The sequence below is a fragment of the Chitinophaga silvatica genome (genome assembly GCF_003419895.1).
In the GTDB taxonomy this organism is placed as follows: Bacteria; Bacteroidota; Bacteroidia; order Chitinophagales; family Chitinophagaceae; genus Chitinophaga; species Chitinophaga silvatica.
Genome location: NZ_QPMM01000004.1, coordinates 94,463 through 115,257 on the forward strand (window position 1 = coordinate 94,463; position 20,795 = coordinate 115,257).

Sequence of the window (20,795 nt, forward strand, 5' to 3'; positions counted from 1 at the left end):
AACCTCTATTTTACAAAGTGAACATACAAGGGAATAAACGCAAAACCAGCGCAGATTACAACACTATATACCCAGCCAAACATTTTTACCCATCGCACATAGCGGGGATGGTATAAACCTAATGTTCGGGCTGCACTGAAGAAACCATGCAGCAGATGATAGAACAACGCAATCATACAAACCACATATAGCAGTACATACCATAAATCGCTGTATACTTTTATCACTAATACATACAGGTCTTTTCTTCCTTTTTCGTCTACGGGTAAGTCTCCGAACTTGTAGATATACCAGAAATCGCGGAGGTGAATCAATAAAAAAATCAGAATAACAGTTCCAAGCACTCCCATATTTCTGGTATACCATTTACTTTCCGCACTTCTCCTATCGTATTGATAACGTATGTTTCGTGCATGATTATTTGTTAGGGTGATGATTAGTGCGTAGATAATATGGCCTATAATACTGGCAAAAAGTATCCAGGATACAACCCTGATTATAATATTTCCTGAAAGTACTTCTGCATACCAGTTGAATTGTATATGTGCACGTTCATCCGGCAATAAAAGCTGTAGATTTCCCAATAAATGGATGACCAGATAAAAGCATAGGAAAAGCCCTGTAACTGCCATCCAGTTTTTTCTGGATAAGGTGCGCTGAATACTTTTTGCCATAAGATCGTGTTTATCAGATTCCTTTAAATTTTGGCCCAGAGGGCATCTACATATCGTGGATGCTTCGCTACAACATCATTACAAAAGGGAAATATTTTCGTATATACATGCACGGATGCAGAAAGGCTTCTGATATTAACAGAATAGGCCAGAAAAAGTTTGGGTACAAACGCAAAGAAGGCCGGCTCATGATATGAGCCGGCCTTCTTTATTTAAGAGGGAAAAATTACTTAACGAGTTTCAATTCGTTGATAATATTTTTTGCACCACCCAATACATCGATGCACCATAATACATAACGTACATCTACGCAGATAGTACGGTTGTATTCTGAATCGAATTGAATTTTGTGGCTGAGAGCTTCGTAGTTACCATCGAATGCCAGACCGATCAATTCGCCATTAGCGTTGATAACCGGAGAACCGGAGTTACCACCAGTAATATCATTGGTAGTGATAAAGCAGGTTACAACATCATTACGTTTTGGATCTTTATACTGACCGAAATCTTTCTTTTTATAAAGTTCCACATAATTTGCAGGCAGGTCGAATTCATAATCACCAGGTATATATTTCTCGAGCACACCTTTCATAGTAGTAGCGTAATCGTAGTAAACAGCGTCACGTGGGGAATATGGTTTTACCTGGCCATAGGAAAGGCGCATGGTAAAGTTTGCATCCGGATATCTGTTGGCATTCGGGTTCATTTGCATAACACCTTTCAGATAAACACGACCCAGATCATTGATTTTTGTATTGAACTGGCTGGCTAAAGGCTGATACTTGCTGGAATAATTCTTAATGAAAGCGCTTGCATAGGCAAATGCAGGGTCATTTTGCAGTGTCACAGCATCCGGATTAGCAACAAATGCTTTCCATTTAGCATCATCAAAAATGAAAGTATTATTCATTACAGAAGCAGCCCAGGTACGATAAGTATTATCATCATCCAGACTTCCGAATTTAGATTTCAATCCTTCATAGAAACCGATAGGTTGTTGATCTTTCGGAATATCTGTATAGAACATATGCGCAGTTGCAGCAAGGATTTTTTGATCGCTAGGTTTATTTTCACCTTCCAGGAAAGCAGTACGGGCTTTATCAGCGGCTTCAACTGCTTGTTTAACAGCATCTTTAGGAGCACCTGGAGTTACCAGCGCTTTTTCAACACTTCCCAGGCTACCAGCAAAAGCAGCTAATGGGGAACCTAAAATACCTTCAGTCAGGTAAGATCTTTGCTTAGCGTAGGGAGTCCATGCTTTGTAGGCCGCTTCATAATCGCGCATTACATTGGCAAACTCAGGTTTATCCTGCGCCCATTTTGCGAAAGCAGCTTCCTGTTGTTGTTTTTCAGCCAGTACCCCGTGTTTTTCCAATTGCTTGGTTTCGCCGTCGAAGAATTTCCAGTAGTTGGCAATACCTGCGTAAGAAGAAGCCAGTTGCAGTTTCACAGCCGGATCTTTCTTCATTTGCTCAAACATTGCTTTCAATCTAACATCGCGCAGATTTACCAGAGAAGGATTTTCTACAGATGTTTTCAGTTGAATACCGTAAGATGTTTCATAACGGTTGGTACCACCAGGGTAACCAAAGATCATTGCGTAATCATTTTCCTTTACTCCTTTGATAGAAACAGGCAGGAAGTGCTTAGGTTTCAAAGGCACGTTATCAGCAGAATATGGAGCAGGTTTACCATCTTTTGTAGCATAAACGCGGAAAATTGAGAAGTCACCGGTATGACGTGGCCATTCCCAGTTATCGGTATCGCCGCCGAATTTACCGATACTTTCAGGAGGAGTACCTACGAGGCGAATATCTTTAAAGCGCTCATAAACGAAAAGAAGGTATTGGTTGCCTTTGAACATAGGAACCACTTTAGCTTCATAGTCGGTATTAGCAATAGTTTTGCTGATGATTTCAGCATACGTCTGTTGTTCTTTTTGGGCTCTTGCAGTGCCATCCAGGCCTTTAAGGGCTTCCTCCATTTCTTTGGTAACGTCTTCAACTTTTACCAGGAACTGAACGGAGAGCTGAGGAGAACTAATTTCTTCAAGTTTTGTTTTGGCGTAAAATCCGTTTTTCAGATAGTTATGCTCAACTGTGCTGGCGTTGGCGATAGCACCGTATCCGCAGTGGTGATTAGTGAAAATCAGTCCTTCATTACTAACAATTTCACCAGTACATCCGCCACCAAAGATGACGATTGCATCTTTTAATGATGCCTTGTTGATGCTGTATAATTGTTCTTTTGTCAGTTTGAGACCTTTTTTCACCATGTCGTTGTAGGTCTGTTGGCCTAATAAATATGGTAGCCACATACCTTCATCTGCTTTTGCCCACTTTACGCATACGCAGAAAAGGAGGAGCAAAACCATCATTTTTTTCTTCATATTAAGTCAGGTTTGTTTTTAAGGACCTCAAACCTAGCCATTTTTTCGTTATCAGCCACAGATTTAGCAGTATAACAGCAGTCATATAATTACTTTTTTGACATGACAATTAATTTAATTTGAATTTCATCGAACAAAAAAACTGGAATATGTTTTGATTAAGGGAGACGCACGGTATATACTATGCCAATATTTTGTAAACCTGAAAAACTGTACAATCATGAAGAATCTATTATTAATTGCGGGTCTTGCGGCTATTTTATCCTGTAATGAGAACAAAAAACAGGAAGACCATAAAGAAGAGATGAAAGAAAATTTACAGGAAGCAGGAGATAATTTGAAATCTGCAGCCAATAATGCCGGGGAATATTTAAAAGAACAAAAGCAACAGACTGAGGATAGTTTAGAAAAACGGATTAAAGAAATTGATGATAAGACAGCAGCTTTAAGAAAAGAAGGAAGTAAAAAAAGTAAGGAAGCTGCTATGAAGCTGGATGAATTGAAGGAGAAAATGAGCAAAAAACTGGATGAAATTAAAAATGCCAGTCAGGATAAATGGGATAGCACTAGAGCCACCGCAGATGAATTGATGCAGGAAACAGACAAACAGTGGGATGCGTTAAAGAACCTATTTAAATAGGGGCCAAATTCCACAATCCTTGTTCCTTGAACATTAATCATGTAATTTTACCCGGCTTTAACAGATTAGGATTTGCTACGTTCTTATTATCAAGATCAATTGATTGAAGCTGGCTGTGATGAAGCCGGCAGGGGGTGCCTGGCGGGGCCTGTATTTGCCGCCGCTGTAATTTTGCCGAAAAAATTCAGGCATTCACTATTGAATGATTCTAAGCAGATGAAACCTTCAGACAGGGAGAAGTTGAGAAAAGTGATAGAAAAAAAGGCGATCTGTTATGCTGTTGCCAGTGTTGATAATGTGGAAATTGACAGAATAAACATTCTGAAAGCCTCATTTAAAGCAATGCATCTGGCATTAGAGAAATTGCAACAGCAACCAGAGTTCATTCTGGTAGATGGGAATCGTTTCAATGCGTATGGTAAAACGCCTCATGCCTGTATTATACAGGGTGATGGTTTGTATGCCTCAATCGCTGCGGCATCAATATTGGCGAAAACCTACCGCGATGACTATATGAAGGATTTACATAATATATATCCTCATTTCGGTTGGGATGTTAATAAAGGGTATCCGACAAAGTTGCATAGAGACGCATTGAAGGAACATGGAGAAACGCCTTATCACAGAAAGTCGTTTCGTTTGTTACCAGATGAACAGTTAGAGTTGGATTTTGACTTGTAGGATAAAAATAAACGAATCACTAACCGGGCTGAAGGCTAACATATCGTTAACCTTATACTTATTATTTTTGCCTTGTAGGGATAAATTATGTTAAAACAGACACAACAGCAGAAGTTATTACAAAAGCTTTCACCGCAACAGATTCAGTTAATGAAACTGCTGCAGGTTCCTACTGTCAACCTGGAAGAAAGAATTAAAGAAGAACTGGAAGAAAACCCTGCATTGGAATATGGAGAAGAATCCGGGGAAGATGAGTTTAAAGAACAGGACGACTTTGAAACATCCACAGAGGATGAGGAATTTGACCCTGATGGTAGTGAAAGTGAATACGACAATATAGATATATCCGAGTATGTGAGTGAGGGAGATGATGAAGTTGCAGATTATAAATTGCGTGACGATAATTATCCGGACCCTGACGAAAGCAATAAAACAATTCCGATCAGAGTAGAAACCTCTTTCCATGAGCATTTACTTAGCCAATTAGGCATGTTGGAGTTGGATGACAGATTAACTGCCATAGCTGAGCATATTATTGGAAGTATAGATGATGACGGATATTTACGTCGTGAAATCAGTGCGATGGTAGATGATCTCTCCTTCTCTCAGAATATTGAGACTACGGAAGAGGAGATCAGTACATTAATAAAAAAGATTCAGGATTTTGATCCGGCCGGCGTATGTGCAACAGATCTTAAGGAATGCTTGCTTTTACAGCTGAAGCGTAAATCGCAGGACGATCCGGGTGTTCATAATGCCTATGTGATATTGGAAAACTATTTCGATGAGTTTACCAAGAAGCATTATGAGAAGATTCAAAAATCCCTGAGTTTATCTGATGAGGGTTTAAAAGAAGCCATTACGCAGATTATTCGTCTTACACCTAAGCCAGGCGGCAATTTTGCTACATTAAATAAAGCAGAGAGTTACGTAATTCCGGATTTCTTCATTATGAATAATGCCGGGAAACTGGAGTTGACTCTCAATTCGAGGAATGCGCCTGATCTTCGTATTTCTGGTGGATACAGAGAAATGTTGAAGGAGTATGACCGAGGTGATAAAAAAGATAAGCGTCAGAAAGAGGCGGTTTTGTTTATCAAGCAAAAGATTGATGCAGCAAAATGGTTTATAGACGCTATTAAACAGCGGCAGCATACTTTGTTATCGACAATGGAATCGATTATGGATTATCAGCGTGAATTTTTCCTGACGGGAGATGAAACAACGATGAAACCTATGATTCTGAAAGACATAGCAGATCGTACACAGTTAGATATCTCTACTGTTAGCCGGGTGGCAAATAGTAAATATGTACAAACTGAGTTTGGTACATTTAAATTGAAGTTTTTCTTCTCAGAGTCATTATCTACAGATAGTGGAGAGGAAGTATCTACCAGGGAAGTGAAAAAGATTCTGTCGGATCTGATTGAAGCTGAGAATAAGCGTAAACCGCTGAGTGACGAGAATTTAACGAAGATGTTGCAAGATAAAGGTTATAATATTGCACGTCGTACAGTGGCAAAATATCGTGAGCAGTTAAATATTCCGGTAGCCCGTTTGCGTAAAGAATTATAAGAGACTATACCATGCAAGAGAATGCAGTACTGAATCGGTTTTCGGAGATAAATGAGAAGCCAGAATTTTCGCCGGCTACAAGAGTCGTGGCGCAGGTAATTTCATATCTTACTCATCCTCTGTTTATTCCGCTGCTGGTAACTTTCCTGATATTACAATCAATTCCTGAGTATATGGTGGCATTCAAATCGCAAAGTAAGCGGTTTGCATTTGACATGCTGTATTTCAGGGTAGCCATTATCAGCATTGGTTTTCCGATGCTAACATTATTGCTGGCCAAGTCATTGAATTTTGTTTCATCAATATATCTGAAGTCACAGCGCGACAGGATTATCCCTTATGTGGCGATGCTCACCTATTATTTCTGGGCATTTTACACCTTTCAGCAGGAAGGCCGGGCACCTAAATTTTATACGGCATTTTTTCTGGGAACGTTTTTGAGTATCTCTATTGCCTTTATTTCCAATATTTTCATAAAAACCAGCATGCATACAGTTGGTTGGGGAGGAGTTATAGGATTGTTGTTGTCGTTGATGTGGGGAATGAATATGAATGTATCGGTGCCATTGGTGATTACATTTTTTGTGGCGGCCATAGTGGCTACGAGCAGGATGATTGTAGAAGCACACAGGCCACGTGAGATTTACCTGGGATTTCTGATTGGCATTGCTTCTCAATTGGTTGCGTGTGCGATATTGGTAAAGTAATCTGTATAAAATACCTTTTCCCTGCCGATATTTCTACCTGCAGGGAGTAAGGAACCAAACTATAAATAAGGAAACTTAATTGGGGTTGCCCACTCCGCACTTATCAGTCCTACCTCATTACTTGGATGCAAGGCCGCAAGGCAGAGGCTAACAAACAAGCTTTTCAACAAACAGTAAGTGGGGGTAACTTTCAACAACTAAACTTGACATCACAAATGTCATAATTTCTGAATCGATACTCAAGCGTATAACTACGCTTTTTAAAAAAGCAGTAGAATTCCCCTTCAATTTTTTTCACCCTTTTTTGGTTGCGCATATTCAATGCGTAATGCCTTTGCATCTTTGTTATGCAATCTGAAAGAGATTGAATTGCTAAAAAGAGGTAGATAATAAATACTATATAATTTAGCAATAAAAATAAAATGCTAAAAATTTTAGGAAAATCAAAAATAAGATCATAATTTAGCAATCCAATTGATTTGCTTACTATTTGTGATCAGCTATCTTTTAAATTTGTAAAAAACATTAATAATATGTCTACAGCCAATGCAGAAAAACTGAAGGCGTTACGCCTTACAATGGACAAGATAGAAAAGGATTTCGGTAAGGGATCTGTGATGATGATGGGAGAAAAAGCGGAAGCTCCGATGGAGGTAATTTCCACTGGCTCTCTGGGTTTGGATATTGCGCTTGGTGTTAATGGTTTGCCGAAAGGAAGAATTATAGAGATATATGGTCCGGAATCATCTGGTAAAACTACCATAGCAATTCACACAATTGCTGAAGCACAAAAGAAAGGTGGTATTTGCGCTATCATAGATGCTGAACACGCATTCGACAGCTCATATGCTAAGAAACTGGGAGTAGATGTTGATGCTTTATTGATATCTCAGCCAGATCATGGAGAACAGGCATTAGAGATTGCAGACAGATTGATTTTATCTGGTGCAGTAGATGTCGTAGTAATTGACTCTGTTGCTGCGTTGGTACCTAAGAGTGAGTTGGAAGGTGAAATGGGAGAAAGCAAGATGGGCTTACAGGCTCGTTTGATGTCTCAGGCTTTACGTAAGTTAACTGCCACTATTGCCAAAACAAATTGCTGTGCCATTTTCATCAACCAGTTACGTGAAAAAATAGGTGTAATGTTCGGAAACCCCGAAACTACTACCGGTGGTAACGCACTGAAATTCTACGCTTCTGTAAGATTAGATATCCGTCGTATGAGCCAGATCAAGGATGGCGATGAAGCTATTGGTAACCGTGTAAAAGTTAAAGTGGTAAAAAACAAAGTAGCTCCTCCTTTCCGCCAGGCCGAATTTGATATTGTTTATGGTCAGGGTATTTCTAAGATGGGTGAAATAATTGACATGGGTGTTGAATACGGCATCGTTCAAAAAAGCGGTAGCTGGTTCAGTTACGATACCAATAAACTAGGTCAGGGCCGTGATGCAGTAAAACAATTACTGATCGATAACCCAGAATTAGCAGCTGAGATTGAAACAAAGATCAAAGCAAAAATTGCTGAAAAGCAAAATGCTGAAGCTTAAGGCACTTAGTTCAGGTAAATAGATTTATTCCAGGAAAAAGTTCGAGATCAAAGGTTGAACCTTAAGTTTGAAACCGAAGTTTGATGCCGAAGTTTGAGAATTTTTCCAACACTCATTAATTACTAGATAATAGTTATCTCATATATAATTAGAAGTTAGTTTTAGTTTTAGTAAGCATTGGGTTAGTATGCACATCCCTGCCTTTTCCTGGGCGGGGATTTTTGCTTACAAAAGCAAGCAGCTTCTTGGTTACTTAAATCTTTGAATTAGATCATCCCTCATCCTTTGATACAGGCTTCCCGCTGTAATTAAATTAATCGCTTCAATAATTTTGGATTTTTAATCTTTCTCGACCGTAGGCTTGCGCCGATACTATTATGTTAAGAGGAATAGGTCCTGATTTTATTGTCATTTAGTGATTGATAATCTTCATTTATCGTAGGGGGATTGCTATTAAGTTAAGAGGAAGGATGTTCATTGAATATTGACTGTAATTTAAATGAATGGTTTCCTTGACCGTAGGCTGGGCAGGGGTAAACCCTGCCCCTACAGGATTTCATCGGAACTATATTTTCATCTGGTAGATATATTTCATGTTAAATGTCAATCTACTAATTTCAATTCTGTAAAGAAACAATTCTACAATATAATAACTGTAATTCGCTGAAGCCCTGTAGGGGCAGGGTTTACCCCTGCCCAGCCTACGGTCAAGGAAGCCATTCATTTAAATTGAAGTCAATATTCAACTAAGATCTTTCCTCTTAACTTAATAGCAACCCCTGCCCAGCCTACGGTCAAGGAAACCATTCATTTAAATTACAGTCAATATTCAATGAACATCCTTCCTCTTAACTTAATAGTATTGGAACATTGCCTGCTCTACAATCGTGGAAAATCAACACTCACTAAACTATATTGCCAGTAAATTCCACTAAAACTCCCATCCTGGTACTAAAAAGCAAAACCGCCCCGTAATCCGGAGCGGTTCTACTTTTTCACTAGTAATGTAAGCAGCTATTAAGCCTCAGCCTTCAGGCTCTTTGCTGATCTCTTACGCTCTTCCTCATCCAGAATAGCTTTACGCATACGGATGAAATTAGGTGTAACTTCAATACACTCGTCGTGTTGGATATACTCCATGCATTCTTCAAGTGTCATCAATATTTTAGGAGCAATATTAGCAGCACCATCGCTACCACTTGCACGCATATTCGTTAATTTCTTTCCTTCGTTAGGGTTTACTACCAGGTCACCAGGTTTGTTGTTCTCACCAATGATCATACCTTTATAAACCTCTTCTCCCGGATCAACAAAGAAAGATCCTCTGTCCTGCAATTTATCCAAAGAGTAAGCTGTGGTGCTTCCTGCTTCCTTAGCAATCAACACTCCATTATTACGTCCAGGAATTGCACCTTTCCATGGTTTATAATCATTAAATCTGTGCGCCATTACAGCTTCACCCGCAGTAGCAGTAAGCATTTGAGTACGTAAACCAATCAGACCGCGTGATGGAATCTCAAACTCAAGATGTTGCATCTCTCCTTTCGTTTCCATAATCAACATCTCACCTTTACGACGTGTAACCAGATCAATTACTTTGCTGGCAAATTCCTGAGGCACATCAACTACTAAAGTCTCGTATGGCTCACATTTCTTACCATCAATAGATTTAACGATAACTTGAGGTTGACCTACTGTCAACTCATATCCTTCACGACGCATTGTTTCAATCAATACCCCTAAGTGAAGAATACCACGACCGTATACCAGGAAGCTATCAGCACTGTCTGTATCCACTACTCTCAATGCCAGGTTCTTCTCAGTTTCTTTAACCAAACGGTCACGAAGGTGACGAGAGGTAACAAACTTACCATCCTTACCAAAGAATGGAGAGTTGTTGATACCAAACAACATATTCATTGTTGGTTCATCCACGCTAATAACCGGTAATGCTTCTGGAGCTTCAGCATCGGCAATAGTATCACCGATGTTGAAATCTTCAATACCTACTACAGCGCAAATATCACCAGCTTCTACTTTACTTACTTTTCTCTTACCCAAAGCTTCGAAAACATAAAGCTCTCTAACTTTCTGCTTCTTAGCAGAACCATCTGCCTGCATTAAAGTAATCCATTGGTTTTCTTCAATAAACGAACGGGTAACTCTACCTACGGCAATACGACCCAGGAAAGAAGAATAATCCAAAGAAGTAATCTGCATTTGCAGGTTACCTTCTGGCATTTTAGGCGCTGGCACATACTCAAGAATACCATCCATTAACGGAGTGATATCATCACATTTAGTTAATGAGCTGTTGAACCAACCATTCTTACCAGAACCATAAAATGTTGGGAAGTTTAACTGATCTTCAGTTGCATCAAGGTTAAAGAACAATTCGAACACCGCATCATGTACTTCATCAGGGCGACAGTTTTCTTTATCTACCTTGTTAATTACCACAATTGGTTTAAGATTCAGTTGAAGTGCTTTTTGTAACACAAAACGAGTTTGTGGCATTGGCCCTTCAAATGCATCCACCAATAAGATAACCCCATCAGCCATTTTCAATACTCTTTCTACCTCACCACCAAAGTCGGCGTGGCCCGGAGTGTCAATAACGTTAATTTTAACGCCTTTATAGTCAACAGACACATTCTTACTCAAAATGGTAATACCACGCTCTCTTTCAAGATCGTTGTTATCCATAATCAGATCACCTGATTCCTGATTGGCTCTAAATACGTTCGTCTGATGAAGAATTTTGTCAACCAAAGTAGTTTTACCATGGTCTACGTGTGCAATAATTGCGATATTACGAATGTTCATATATTTATACCTTTAGCTATCAGCCATTAACAGAATTCACGCTAATAGCCACAAAAAGAAGGCGCAAAGGTACGAAAACCATCTGAGAATGAAATACTCACACTTTAAATAAATGTAATCATTTAGTCAGTTCCAAAAATTTCATCATAATAAATTGACTATCAATCACTTAAACACAACGACATTTGGCGTCAATTTTGCGTCTATCGAACGCAAATCAATGTTATTCCTCATGAAAAAATTAGTAATCAATCTGTTAGCCATTTTCTGTTTCTTCTCATTTGTTGCTAAGGCACAGGATATCCCCACACAAGACATTTATCTCTCCAATTATAAATATCCATACCCTGTTCACTATTTACCCCTGAATATCCAGGGCCAACACCTTAAAATGGCCTATATGGATGTTCAACCCTCAAAGCCTAATGGCAAAACCATAGTACTACTCCATGGTAAGAATTTCAACGGAGCATACTGGGATAAAACAGCTGCCGACCTTAGTAACAACGGATACAGAGTCGTTATTCCCGATCAGATCGGTTTTGGAAAATCTTCCAAACCTAAATGCTTTCAATATAGCTTCCAGCAACTGGCACAGAATACCAAACTCCTGCTCGACTCCCTGCAGATAGATAAAGCAGCCATCCTGGGTCATTCTATGGGCGGCATGCTGGCAACGAGATTTGCACTCATGTATCCCAATACTACCGAAAAACTAATCCTGGAAAATCCGATTGGACTCGAAGACTGGAAAACTGTTGTTCCCTACCAATCTATCGATCAATGGTACAAAGGGGAATTGCAACAGAGCTATGCTAAAATCAAACAATATATGATGGATAGCTACTATGCAGGGCAATGGACACCAGAGTATGATAAATGGGCAAGGTTGCAGGCCAGTTGGATTAATAGCCCCGATTACGCCATAGCTGCGTGGAATGCAGCTTTAACCTATGACATGATTTTTACTCAGCCGGTATTGTATGAATTCGGAAACCTAAAAATGCCCACATTATTAATCATTGGGCAACGCGACCGCACTGCTCTTGGGAAAGCCAGTGTTCCAGACTCCATAAGAAGCACACTGGGAAATTATCCGGTCTTAGGTCGAAATGCGGCCAGCAAAATCCCGCATGCTACATTGGTTCCAATTGATAATGTAGGCCATCTTCCTCACATCGAGGCATACACGAAATTTATCGCTCCTTTACTGGATTTCCTGCACCAGTAAAGTTATGGCTGCCCAATAATTTCACTACATAATCAAAAGCACTCTGGTTTGCCGGATTATCCAATGCCCTCTCTATATCCAATTTTTCTCTGGAGGTGAGGTGCCATGAAAGCGCTGCGGCCTTATCCTGTTTTTGAGGTACATACTGGAAGATGATCCGATGGAATTTATTGGGGAAATACCCCTCCATATAATTCAGCAAATCGTCCTGATCAAAATCCTGCATAGCACTCCAGTGCTGCTGCATCGTAAACAATGGTTCAAAAAGCATATCGCTTAAATCTTTATGCTTTTTTATTGGTGTTATATCGTTTTTACGGGTATCTCTGATTTGTATATACACTACTCCACTTGTGTTTTCATTGATCCATTTGTTGAAAGTGTATAAATATCTCAATGTGGTTTGCTGGCCGAAATTATCACGGATGCCGGCATCCATCACATCTACAATCGGGTTACTTGGTAAAAAAGTATTGGGTAGCACATAAGGGAAAGTGGCGCACATACGGATAGCACTTGTAATCCGGAGATTCATTGCATCCTGGCCGGCAAAATATTGCCCGAAATCTACTCCGTCGATATCCCTGATTTGCCTGGTTGGATATAGATATTCAGGACTGCATAAATAACTGATACGCTGAGGGGAAATCATAAGTCTGCGGCCATCTGCGTTGATTGTAGCATTCCATATCAGCATCGGTATCTCGGCATTATGCTCCGGCTCATAATACTCGTGCAATGTTTTATTCAGCACACTATCCGTATGCTCATTCAATTGCATTTCAAAAGCATAACCTCTATCCTTGGCATATTTGTTATTGTCTAGTGTAAAACTTCTCCAAGGTGTAATGAAGTCATTCACTGCCATAGCCGTAAATACAGAATTCAATAAATCTTGCGACACTTTATCTGCATAACTCGGGTTAGTTAATTTTATAGGCTTCCCCTGTAATTGCTCATAATATAACTCCCTGAAGTAACTGGCTCCAAGCATTCCACCAGAAGCGCCGGTCATTAAAACAGTATGATTCATTAGCCTTCCATCCAAAAGACTGTCTAAACGTTGGAGCACATTTACCGTCCAGGTAGCTGAGCGGCTTCCTCCTCCGCTAAAGTTGATTACAATCAGGGGTGGTTTCTGATCTTCAGGGAATTTCTTTCTCCATTTGTCAAGAATCTTTAAAGTTTCTTCCTTATCTGCTTCATACCGGTCTTTTGTAAAGAATTTCTGTAATGCAGCGACACTGTATTCGGGGCGATCCTGTCGTTCTCTGTAATTAAGTCCGTATGCTTTATTACGATTGTCTAACCAATCGTGTTCTACCATCCAGTTAATTCCAAATAAAAGCACTAGTAAGAAAGGGATAGACCAGGTTTGAAGCATGTAGGAATATGCGCCAGCTACGCCGATTAAAAAGGCAAAAAATATCAGTACACTGGCGCCCGCAGGAATTCTGCAGACTTTATAGTCCATCATATAAGCCAGTATTACCAGGAATATTAAAGAACAGCCAACCGTAATAATGGCTGCGAAATGGTGTTGTTTAAGAATATTATCCAGATAATGTTTGTTATAATGATCTACATTTCTGGCTCTTCTGATTTTCCAGGGAGATGTAAAGTAATTATGGACAGGTAAGGCATTCTCATCCGGTTCCTGGGTAGGCTTTAAGATGACTTTCAAAAAATTTCGGGGATTGCCAAACCGCTTTTCAAGTCGACGCCCAATATTTTTATCGGCATTAAAAAAATAAAAAAAGCAAAAGAAGAAGATCAGTAAGACTCCACAAATGAATCCTTCTCCCAGAAGTAAAATATCAGGAATACCGTTCAACTGTTCATACCGTTGATATTCCCAGCCGCGAACTAAAACGCTAATAATAAAGAGTAATGGAATAATTGAATTATTCAGGCAGTATTTAAAGAAAGGTTGGGCTGTTGTAGCCAGGAATTTGAATCTGCCGGTATGCAATATAAAGGTGGTTATTTGCCAGCTCATGGTAAACATACCAGTGGCTAATCCCAGGATTGTGGTGCTGTAGAAATTCACCTTTCCGAGATATTCTGGCGCCAGAAACAATGCGTCTCCACCAAAAAGTTTTGCAAAACCTCCGTTGATAGTACTAAATAATATTATCCAGAACACAAGCAAAACCTGGTACTTCCTAAAATGAAGCAGCAGTAGTTGTATAGGGAAAGAATAGTACGTTTTTATCAGTAATAACTTCACCTTCATCAGAACCCGATTATTACAAATAAACCTACGGAAAAAATCACGAATTATAAATTCAGTGCCAGACTTTTACTACTTCTCTTGCTCAGATACATGGTCCAAATCAGGGATAAAAGTAATAACATCCCCACTGCCTGGTGCAGTATAGCGTATGAGATCGGAATTTTCACCTGGCTATTTAATAAAGTAAGCACACCAAGCAGTACTTGCAGTAATACTAACAACAAAGGCAGGTAACGGGTTTTATGAAGTAAGCTTTCTCTGGGTGTCTGACCAGATTGCCACCACCAGATAGCAACTAAAATCGTGATGAGATATGCCAGGCCACGGTGAATGAACTGAATGGCGATAGCATTATGGAAAATATCTGTCAATGCCCCCTTGGGAATCCAGGACCCATTAATATCGGGCCAGGTATTGGCTGCCAGTGCGGCGTGGATGCCGGCCATAAATGCCCCGTAAATTAATTGGATCACCAGAAGAGAAAGTAACCAGATATTTAATTTTTTCAGCTTAGGAACAAACAGGATTTCGGTATCTGGAATACTTAATTTCAATGCAAACCAAAATACATAGGCGAGAAGTACCAGTGCTGAAATAAAGTGAATAGCCAGCCTGATATGGCTTACATACAAATTTTCATCATTCAGACCGCTGGCCACCATGATCCAGCCGATCAGGCCCTGTAAACCGCCCAGAACAAACAGTATAATCATTGGGTTGATCATACTCGCATTGATCTTTCTCTTTATAAGGAAATAGATAAATGGAACTATAAATACAATTCCCATCAATCTCGCCCAATCTCTATGCAGCCATTCCCAGAAGTAAATAGCCTTAAAATCTGAAATCGTAAAGTGATTATTGAGATATTTATATTGAGCAATTTGTTTATATCCTTCAAATGCCTTTTCCCATGCAGCTTCGTTCATTGGCGGAAAAGCGCCCAACAATGGCTGCCATTCTGTAATAGAAAGACCAGAACCTGTTAATCGGGTGATTCCTCCCAGGAGCACCTGAATTATCAACATACCCACGCCAATGTATAACCAAATGGCAACCGGGCGATTACTTCTATTCCTTATATTTTCCAATTCTAGATCTAATGCTTTCATAAACGCTGCAAAAATAGGAACGAAAGCTGAAGAAATACTCACATTATTTTAACAAATGCGTAATGTTCTGTTAATTCTGTACATGGAATTTTGTGTCGGAAAAAGGCACCATTGTATTAGCTAATACGCCCTCATTTTAATGATATAACATTTAAAAAAATTAATCATGAAATCTTTAAGATTTGTTTTGGCACCCAAAAGCATTTTATTAACATTCGCTACTATCCTATTCTTTCAGGTTTGCGCAACAGCCCAAGCTACAACATTTGCTTACTTTGCGCCTAAAACCAACACCGAAACAACAATTCCGGTAAATTCTTTCAGGGTTCAGATCAAGCAATTGAATCAGGAGCAACTACTGTTTCAATTACTGATAGATAATCCGACTAACGAGAAGCTCATGCTTTATATAAAGGATACCTTCAATAATACATTGCATAGAGAAGCTATTACCGGAACAGTAAAATTTGAAGGTAGATATAACCTTCAATCGCTTGAAGACGGGGAGTATATTTTCGAAATCCGTAATGGCAAAAGCCTGCTCGCAGAAAAAGCGGTTTCTATTAAAACTCAGACACAGGTCAACAGACGGGTTCTGGTTACTGAATAAATTAAAAAGAGGCGATCGTTTGATCGCCTCTTTTTTTTAATGATTGTGGTTGTGACCTTGTCCATTTCCATGACCATGACCATTTCCGTTTCCTTTACCGTTTTTATAATGGCCATTCTTATTTCCTCTGCCATTATCGTGGTGGTATCTCTGATATTTTGGATCCTTACTATATCTGATAATAGTTTGTTTTCCATACCATCCTTTATACTTACCATACTTTGTTCTGTACACATCTCCTCTTAACCAGGGGTTAGGCTCATTTATAACTACCTTATATCCTCTGTCAAGGTCGTAACGGTAATGAGAAGGCAATGATCTGGCATGAATCCAACGATTACCACTCAAATAAATAAACTGTTGCTGTGGAATGCTGTAATAAGCATCTATATCCGGCAGGTAATAATATTGTGCATAATCATATCCTACAGGCCCCCATTGCGGTTGGCTCCCTATATTGATACTTACATTCACCTGTGCAAAACTTTTATTGACAGACCAGCCAACCAATAACAAAAATCCTAGTAAAAATGCAGTCTTTTTCATCTTTTTAAGTTTTATCCACTTACAAGAATTCCAAAAGAGTGCCAGTTAAGCAACCTGAAGTGTTATTTAACTCTACTTAACACATGATAAATAAAAAGGCCAGTCTGCAAACTGAGACTGGCCTTTTTACATTGTATAATCAATTTACATAATTGCCTGATATAATACATCAAACATTTTCTCTCTGATTCTTAGAGAAGCCAATTTTGTATTTGATCCGCCACTCGGAAAAACTCTGTTGCTCATAAATACAAATACCAGCTTATTTACCGGATCAGCCCACACACAGGTACCTGTAAATCCCGTATGCCCAAATGTGGCCCCGGAAGCACTCTTTGCCGGATAGGGATCCTGACGGATACTATTATTCTTTTCCGGCTTATCAAAGCCTAACCCCCTCCTGCTAATGTTACTTCCATAAGCGGTGAAAAGCTTTACTGTTTCAGGTTTTATATATTGAACCCCATTAAAACTTCCATTATTTAGCAACATCTGCATGATAACAGCCAGATCGTGTGCATTGGAAAAAAGGCCGGCATGACCAGCTACTCCGCCAAACATTGCAGCTCCCGGGTCATGTACATCTCCACGCAACAATTGCTGGCGGAAAATTAATTCCTGCTCGGTTGGCGCAATTCTGGCCAGCTTAAACCTTTCTCTTGGTTTAAATCCCGTGGTGGCCAGACCTAATGGCTCATAAAAGGTCTCTCTTACATAATCATTCAGTTTCTTACCTGTAAGTTGCTCTACTATCTTTCCTAAAAACAGAAAATCATTATCACTATATACATACCCTGCACGCGGTGTTACTTTACTTTCAATTATTTTCTTCCATAAGGTATCTATATAATTGTTTTCAAGATACAGGTGCTCTGCCACTCTAACCTGGTGATTAGCATCCGGTTCCCTATGATAGAGTATGGTATCAGGAGAGCCATTGGGATACAAGGTTTCTTTATAAAAAGGAATATATGGAACCAGGCCCGCCTGATGCAGTAAAATATCCCGAATCCTCAGTCCTGCCTTATCTGTTCCCAGTACCATGGGTAAATACATCCCTAAAGTTCCATCAAGATTAATTTTACCTTCATCATATAAACGCATAATTGAAATAGTAGTAGCACATACTTTAGTAACGGATGCATCATCGTAGATCGACATTGGCGTTACCGGTTCTACCCTATTATACTCGAAGTGTCCGAAGCATCTGTTATAAACCATTTTTCCATCTTTCAATGCTACCACCTGTGCTCCCGGTGCGGCACCACGTGAAATCATTTCATTGGCAATAGCATCAATTTTCAACAGCGCCTGCTCATTCATTCCTGCTTCTTTAGGAGAGACAGTTGGCAATATCGTATATTGATTCACTTTATAACTGATCCCGGTGCCTTCAGGCATGCCAGGACAAACGGTTACCGGCAGCTTACCAGATGGACCAATTTTTCCAAATAATATTTCTGCCGCTACCTTCTGGGTGGTACTATCGTCTTCATAGGCAGCAATGATATTTGGAGCATCACAGAAATACTGTAATGCGTAAGGATTTCCGAAAACTACGGTTGCAGATGGCATTTCAGTTTGCAGCTGCTTAATAATTAGTCTTTCAGCTAAAGACAGACCAAAGTTATTGGCGGGGCGGCGACTGAAATTATGTAAACTGATAATTACCGCTTTATAATCGCGCTGAATTCTGGAAACTATTGGCGCAATCTGATCAACTGATTGACGTGCTGTAAAGATAAATGCATCGGTTCCGGGTTTGCTTTCCTTAACGGCTTGTATAAAAGCATTATTGGCATCTGCGCCAACTGCAATTACAGCTAATTTTTGCTGTGTCATTGCCGGAGAAAACGGAATCAATTCCTTATCATTTTTCACTAGTGTAATTGCTTTCTCGGCAATACGTCTACGCAGGCTATCTGTATGTGCATTTATATCTTCAACCAAATTTTTAGTATCAATTTTCTCCAGGTTAGCCAGTCCCAACTGATATTTAGCCCTGAGTACTTTTTTCACTCGCTCATCTACTTCTCCCTGACTTATTCTTCCTGCTTTTATTGCTTTTTTTATAGCGTCTACACTTCCGGCAGAAGTAGAGGGCAATATCATCAGATCATTACCAGCCAATAAAGACTGCAAAGATTCCTGGCCTTTAGTATAGAATTTGGCAATTCCCTTCATTTCAAGTGCATCGGTCACTATCAGCCCCTTAAAACCCATTTCTTCTTTGAGCAGGTCTGTAACTGCTTTGTAAGAGATGGAAGTTGGAGTATTAGGTTTTTTATCGATAGCCGGGATATAAAGATGTCCTATCATGATCGACCCTACTCCGGCTTTGATAGCTTCCCTGAAAGGATACAATTCAAGGGAGTCTAGCTGTTTACGGGTTTTATTGATGGTAGGTAAATCGAAATGGGAATCAACATTTGTATCGCCATGGCCGGGGAAGTGCTTTGCACAGGCCATTATTCCTGCGTCCTGCATTCCTTTTATAGTGGCTACACCCATACGGGCAACCTGGTATTTATTTTCACCGAATGAGCGGTCGTTGATCACAGGATTAGCCGGATTATTGTTGATATCCATGTCCGGAGCAAAGTCGATATGAATACCCATTCTGCGGCATTGTTCGCCCATTAATTTTCCGGCTTCATATGCGAGGGTGCTATCCTGTAAGGCACCTATCATCATATTACGAGGTAGGGAAATGACGCTATCCAGTCTCATACCTAATCCCCATTCGCCATCAATAGCTACCAGTAGTGGTACTTTTGAAATAGATTGATAATAATTTGTGAGATTGGCTTGCCTGACTGGCCCACCCTGGAAAAATATTACACCACCTACTTTATTGTCCTGAATATCTTTAACTACGGCGTTGATATGGTCCTGTCCTAAATTGGAATGTGCCCTGATCATGATTAATTGGGCAATTCTCTCTTCCTGATTAAGAGAGTTAAATACACTGTCGACCCACTGCGATTCTTTGTCTTGCTGTAAGTTATCGGCATGTTTGACCGCTTTCTTACTTTTTTTTCTATTGTTAAATTCCGAAGGAAGCGTAAAAGCGCTACCTATTAGCATTAACCCTGTTAATCCAGCAACCAATAATTGTTTCCTCATATCATAAACTTACAAATATTCATGCGTAAAAACCAGTATAGTGGCTATGAATATCAACGAATTATTATTAATAATAATGTGATTTTGTTGAACCGAAACTTATTCAGTAAATTAGAAATACTCGTTGAAGATAATTCATTGATTTTGGTAAATATTTGAAAGATGTTTATCAATTTACAGGAATAATTACATACGATTCAAGCAATTGTATTTTTAATTACCAATACATTCAATTGTTTATTATATTTGCAATCTTGCGAGTAAAGTAGATTTAATTAAAACATGGTCAATCTCATTTTATTTGGCCCTCCCGGTAGCGGCAAGGGTACACAAAGTGCTAATATTATCCAGAAATACGGGCTTATCCACCTTTCTACGGGTGATTTGTTACGTAGCGAGATCAGTGAAAAGACTCCGTTAGGTTTGGAAGCAAAGAAATTCATGGATCAGGGCCTGCTGGTGCCTGATGAAGTGGTAATTGGTATGATCAGTTCCAAGCTCGATGCTAATCCAGGAGCCCGTGGTTTTATATTCGATGGTTTCCCTCGTACTACTGCACAGGCAGAAGCACTTGATAAATTACTGGCATTGAAGAAAACAGCTATTTCCAGCGTATTGTCGCTCGAAGTACCTGAAGATGCATTAATTAAACGCCTTCTGAACAGAGGTTTAACTTCCGGACGTGCTGATGATGCCTCTGAAGAAGTGGTAAAAGCGCGCATCGTGGAGTACCATAACAAAACGGCTCCGGTGGCAGACCACTATGCTAAATTTGGCAAATTCAAGAAGGTAAAGGGTGACGGTACTGAAACTGAAGTCTTTGATCTGTTGTCCAAAGAACTGGACGAAATGATGAGCGAAAAAGTATAATTACCTATACATTAAAATACTCAAC

Annotated in this window: 15 protein-coding genes; 8 read left to right on the plus strand and 7 right to left on the minus strand. The window is 39.6% G+C overall.

The genetic code is table 11. The features are described 5' to 3' along the window. Positions 1–5: 5 nt before the first annotated feature. Both DVR12_RS09825 and DVR12_RS09830 read right to left on the minus strand, forming a co-directional pair. Positions 6–674: a succinate dehydrogenase cytochrome b subunit gene (locus DVR12_RS09825; protein ID WP_116975503.1), complete on the minus strand. Its 669-nt coding sequence runs from the start codon at positions 672–674 to the stop codon at positions 6–8. Positions 675–900: 226 nt separating this feature from the next. Continuing rightward, positions 901–3,063 carry a S46 family peptidase gene (locus DVR12_RS09830; protein WP_116975504.1) on the minus strand — a complete coding sequence of 721 codons (2,163 nt, stop codon included), beginning with the start codon at positions 3,061–3,063 and terminating at the stop codon, positions 901–903. Positions 3,064–3,283: 220 nt separating this feature from the next. Here DVR12_RS09830 and DVR12_RS09835 point away from each other — a divergent pair, with 220 nt between their 5' ends. From DVR12_RS09835 to recA, 5 genes are all read left to right on the plus strand, one after another. Further along, positions 3,284–3,703: a hypothetical protein gene (locus DVR12_RS09835; protein ID WP_116975505.1), complete on the plus strand. Its 420-nt coding sequence runs from the start codon at positions 3,284–3,286 to the stop codon at positions 3,701–3,703. Between the two features lie 72 nt (positions 3,704–3,775). After that, positions 3,776–4,384, plus strand: a complete 609-nt coding sequence (locus tag DVR12_RS09840; RefSeq protein WP_116975506.1) for a ribonuclease HII — start codon at positions 3,776–3,778, stop codon at positions 4,382–4,384. Positions 4,385–4,471: 87 nt separating this feature from the next. Further along, positions 4,472–5,959, plus strand: coding sequence for an RNA polymerase factor sigma-54 (rpoN, locus tag DVR12_RS09845; protein WP_116975507.1), 1,488 nt, complete (start codon positions 4,472–4,474; stop codon positions 5,957–5,959). Between the two features lie 11 nt (positions 5,960–5,970). Next, the gene (locus tag DVR12_RS09850; RefSeq protein WP_116975508.1) at positions 5,971–6,666 is read left to right on the plus strand and encodes a hypothetical protein; all 696 of its coding nucleotides are present in this window, start codon (positions 5,971–5,973) and stop codon (positions 6,664–6,666) included. 533 nt (positions 6,667–7,199) lie between these two features. Then, positions 7,200–8,213 (plus strand): recombinase RecA, encoded by a 1,014-nt coding sequence (recA, locus tag DVR12_RS09855; protein WP_116975509.1) that lies wholly within the window; start codon positions 7,200–7,202, stop codon positions 8,211–8,213. Positions 8,214–9,230: 1,017 nt separating this feature from the next. On the opposite strand, the gene typA is transcribed toward recA, so the two are convergent. Then, on the minus strand, positions 9,231–11,039 hold the full coding sequence (gene typA, locus DVR12_RS09860; RefSeq protein WP_116975510.1) for a translational GTPase TypA: 1,809 nt from the start codon (positions 11,037–11,039) through the stop codon (positions 9,231–9,233). A 232-nt stretch (positions 11,040–11,271) separates the two neighbouring features. On the opposite strand from typA, the gene DVR12_RS09865 reads away from it, so the two are divergent. Beyond that, on the plus strand, positions 11,272–12,270 hold the full coding sequence (locus DVR12_RS09865) for an alpha/beta fold hydrolase (RefSeq protein WP_116975740.1): 999 nt from the start codon (positions 11,272–11,274) through the stop codon (positions 12,268–12,270). Here the strand turns inward: DVR12_RS09865 and DVR12_RS09870 are convergent. Beyond that, complete coding sequence (locus DVR12_RS09870) at positions 12,236–14,506, minus strand: patatin-like phospholipase family protein (RefSeq protein ID WP_116975511.1); 2,271 nt, start codon at positions 14,504–14,506, stop codon at positions 12,236–12,238. The two genes, DVR12_RS09865 and DVR12_RS09870, sit on opposite strands and share 35 nt — an antisense overlap. A 44-nt stretch (positions 14,507–14,550) precedes the next feature. After that, positions 14,551–15,618 carry a COX15/CtaA family protein gene (locus DVR12_RS09875; protein ID WP_116975741.1) on the minus strand — a complete coding sequence of 356 codons (1,068 nt, stop codon included), beginning with the start codon at positions 15,616–15,618 and terminating at the stop codon, positions 14,551–14,553. Positions 15,619–15,784: 166 nt separating this feature from the next. On the opposite strand from DVR12_RS09875, the gene DVR12_RS09880 reads away from it, so the two are divergent. Continuing rightward, the gene (locus tag DVR12_RS09880; protein WP_116975512.1) at positions 15,785–16,228 is read left to right on the plus strand and encodes a hypothetical protein; all 444 of its coding nucleotides are present in this window, start codon (positions 15,785–15,787) and stop codon (positions 16,226–16,228) included. A gap of 36 nt (positions 16,229–16,264) precedes the next feature. Here the strand turns inward: DVR12_RS09880 and DVR12_RS09885 are convergent, their stop codons facing one another. Continuing rightward, positions 16,265–16,774: a hypothetical protein gene (locus DVR12_RS09885; RefSeq protein ID WP_116975513.1), complete on the minus strand. Its 510-nt coding sequence runs from the start codon at positions 16,772–16,774 to the stop codon at positions 16,265–16,267. A gap of 144 nt (positions 16,775–16,918) precedes the next feature. Continuing rightward, entirely contained in the window at positions 16,919–19,900 is a 2,982-nt protein-coding gene (locus DVR12_RS09890) for a glycoside hydrolase family 3 N-terminal domain-containing protein (protein WP_116975514.1), read from the minus strand. 282 nt (positions 19,901–20,182) lie between these two features. Here DVR12_RS09890 and DVR12_RS09895 point away from each other — a divergent pair, with 282 nt between their 5' ends. Next, the gene (locus DVR12_RS09895) at positions 20,183–20,770 is read left to right on the plus strand and encodes an adenylate kinase (RefSeq protein WP_116975515.1); all 588 of its coding nucleotides are present in this window, start codon (positions 20,183–20,185) and stop codon (positions 20,768–20,770) included. Positions 20,771–20,795 lie beyond the last annotated feature (25 nt).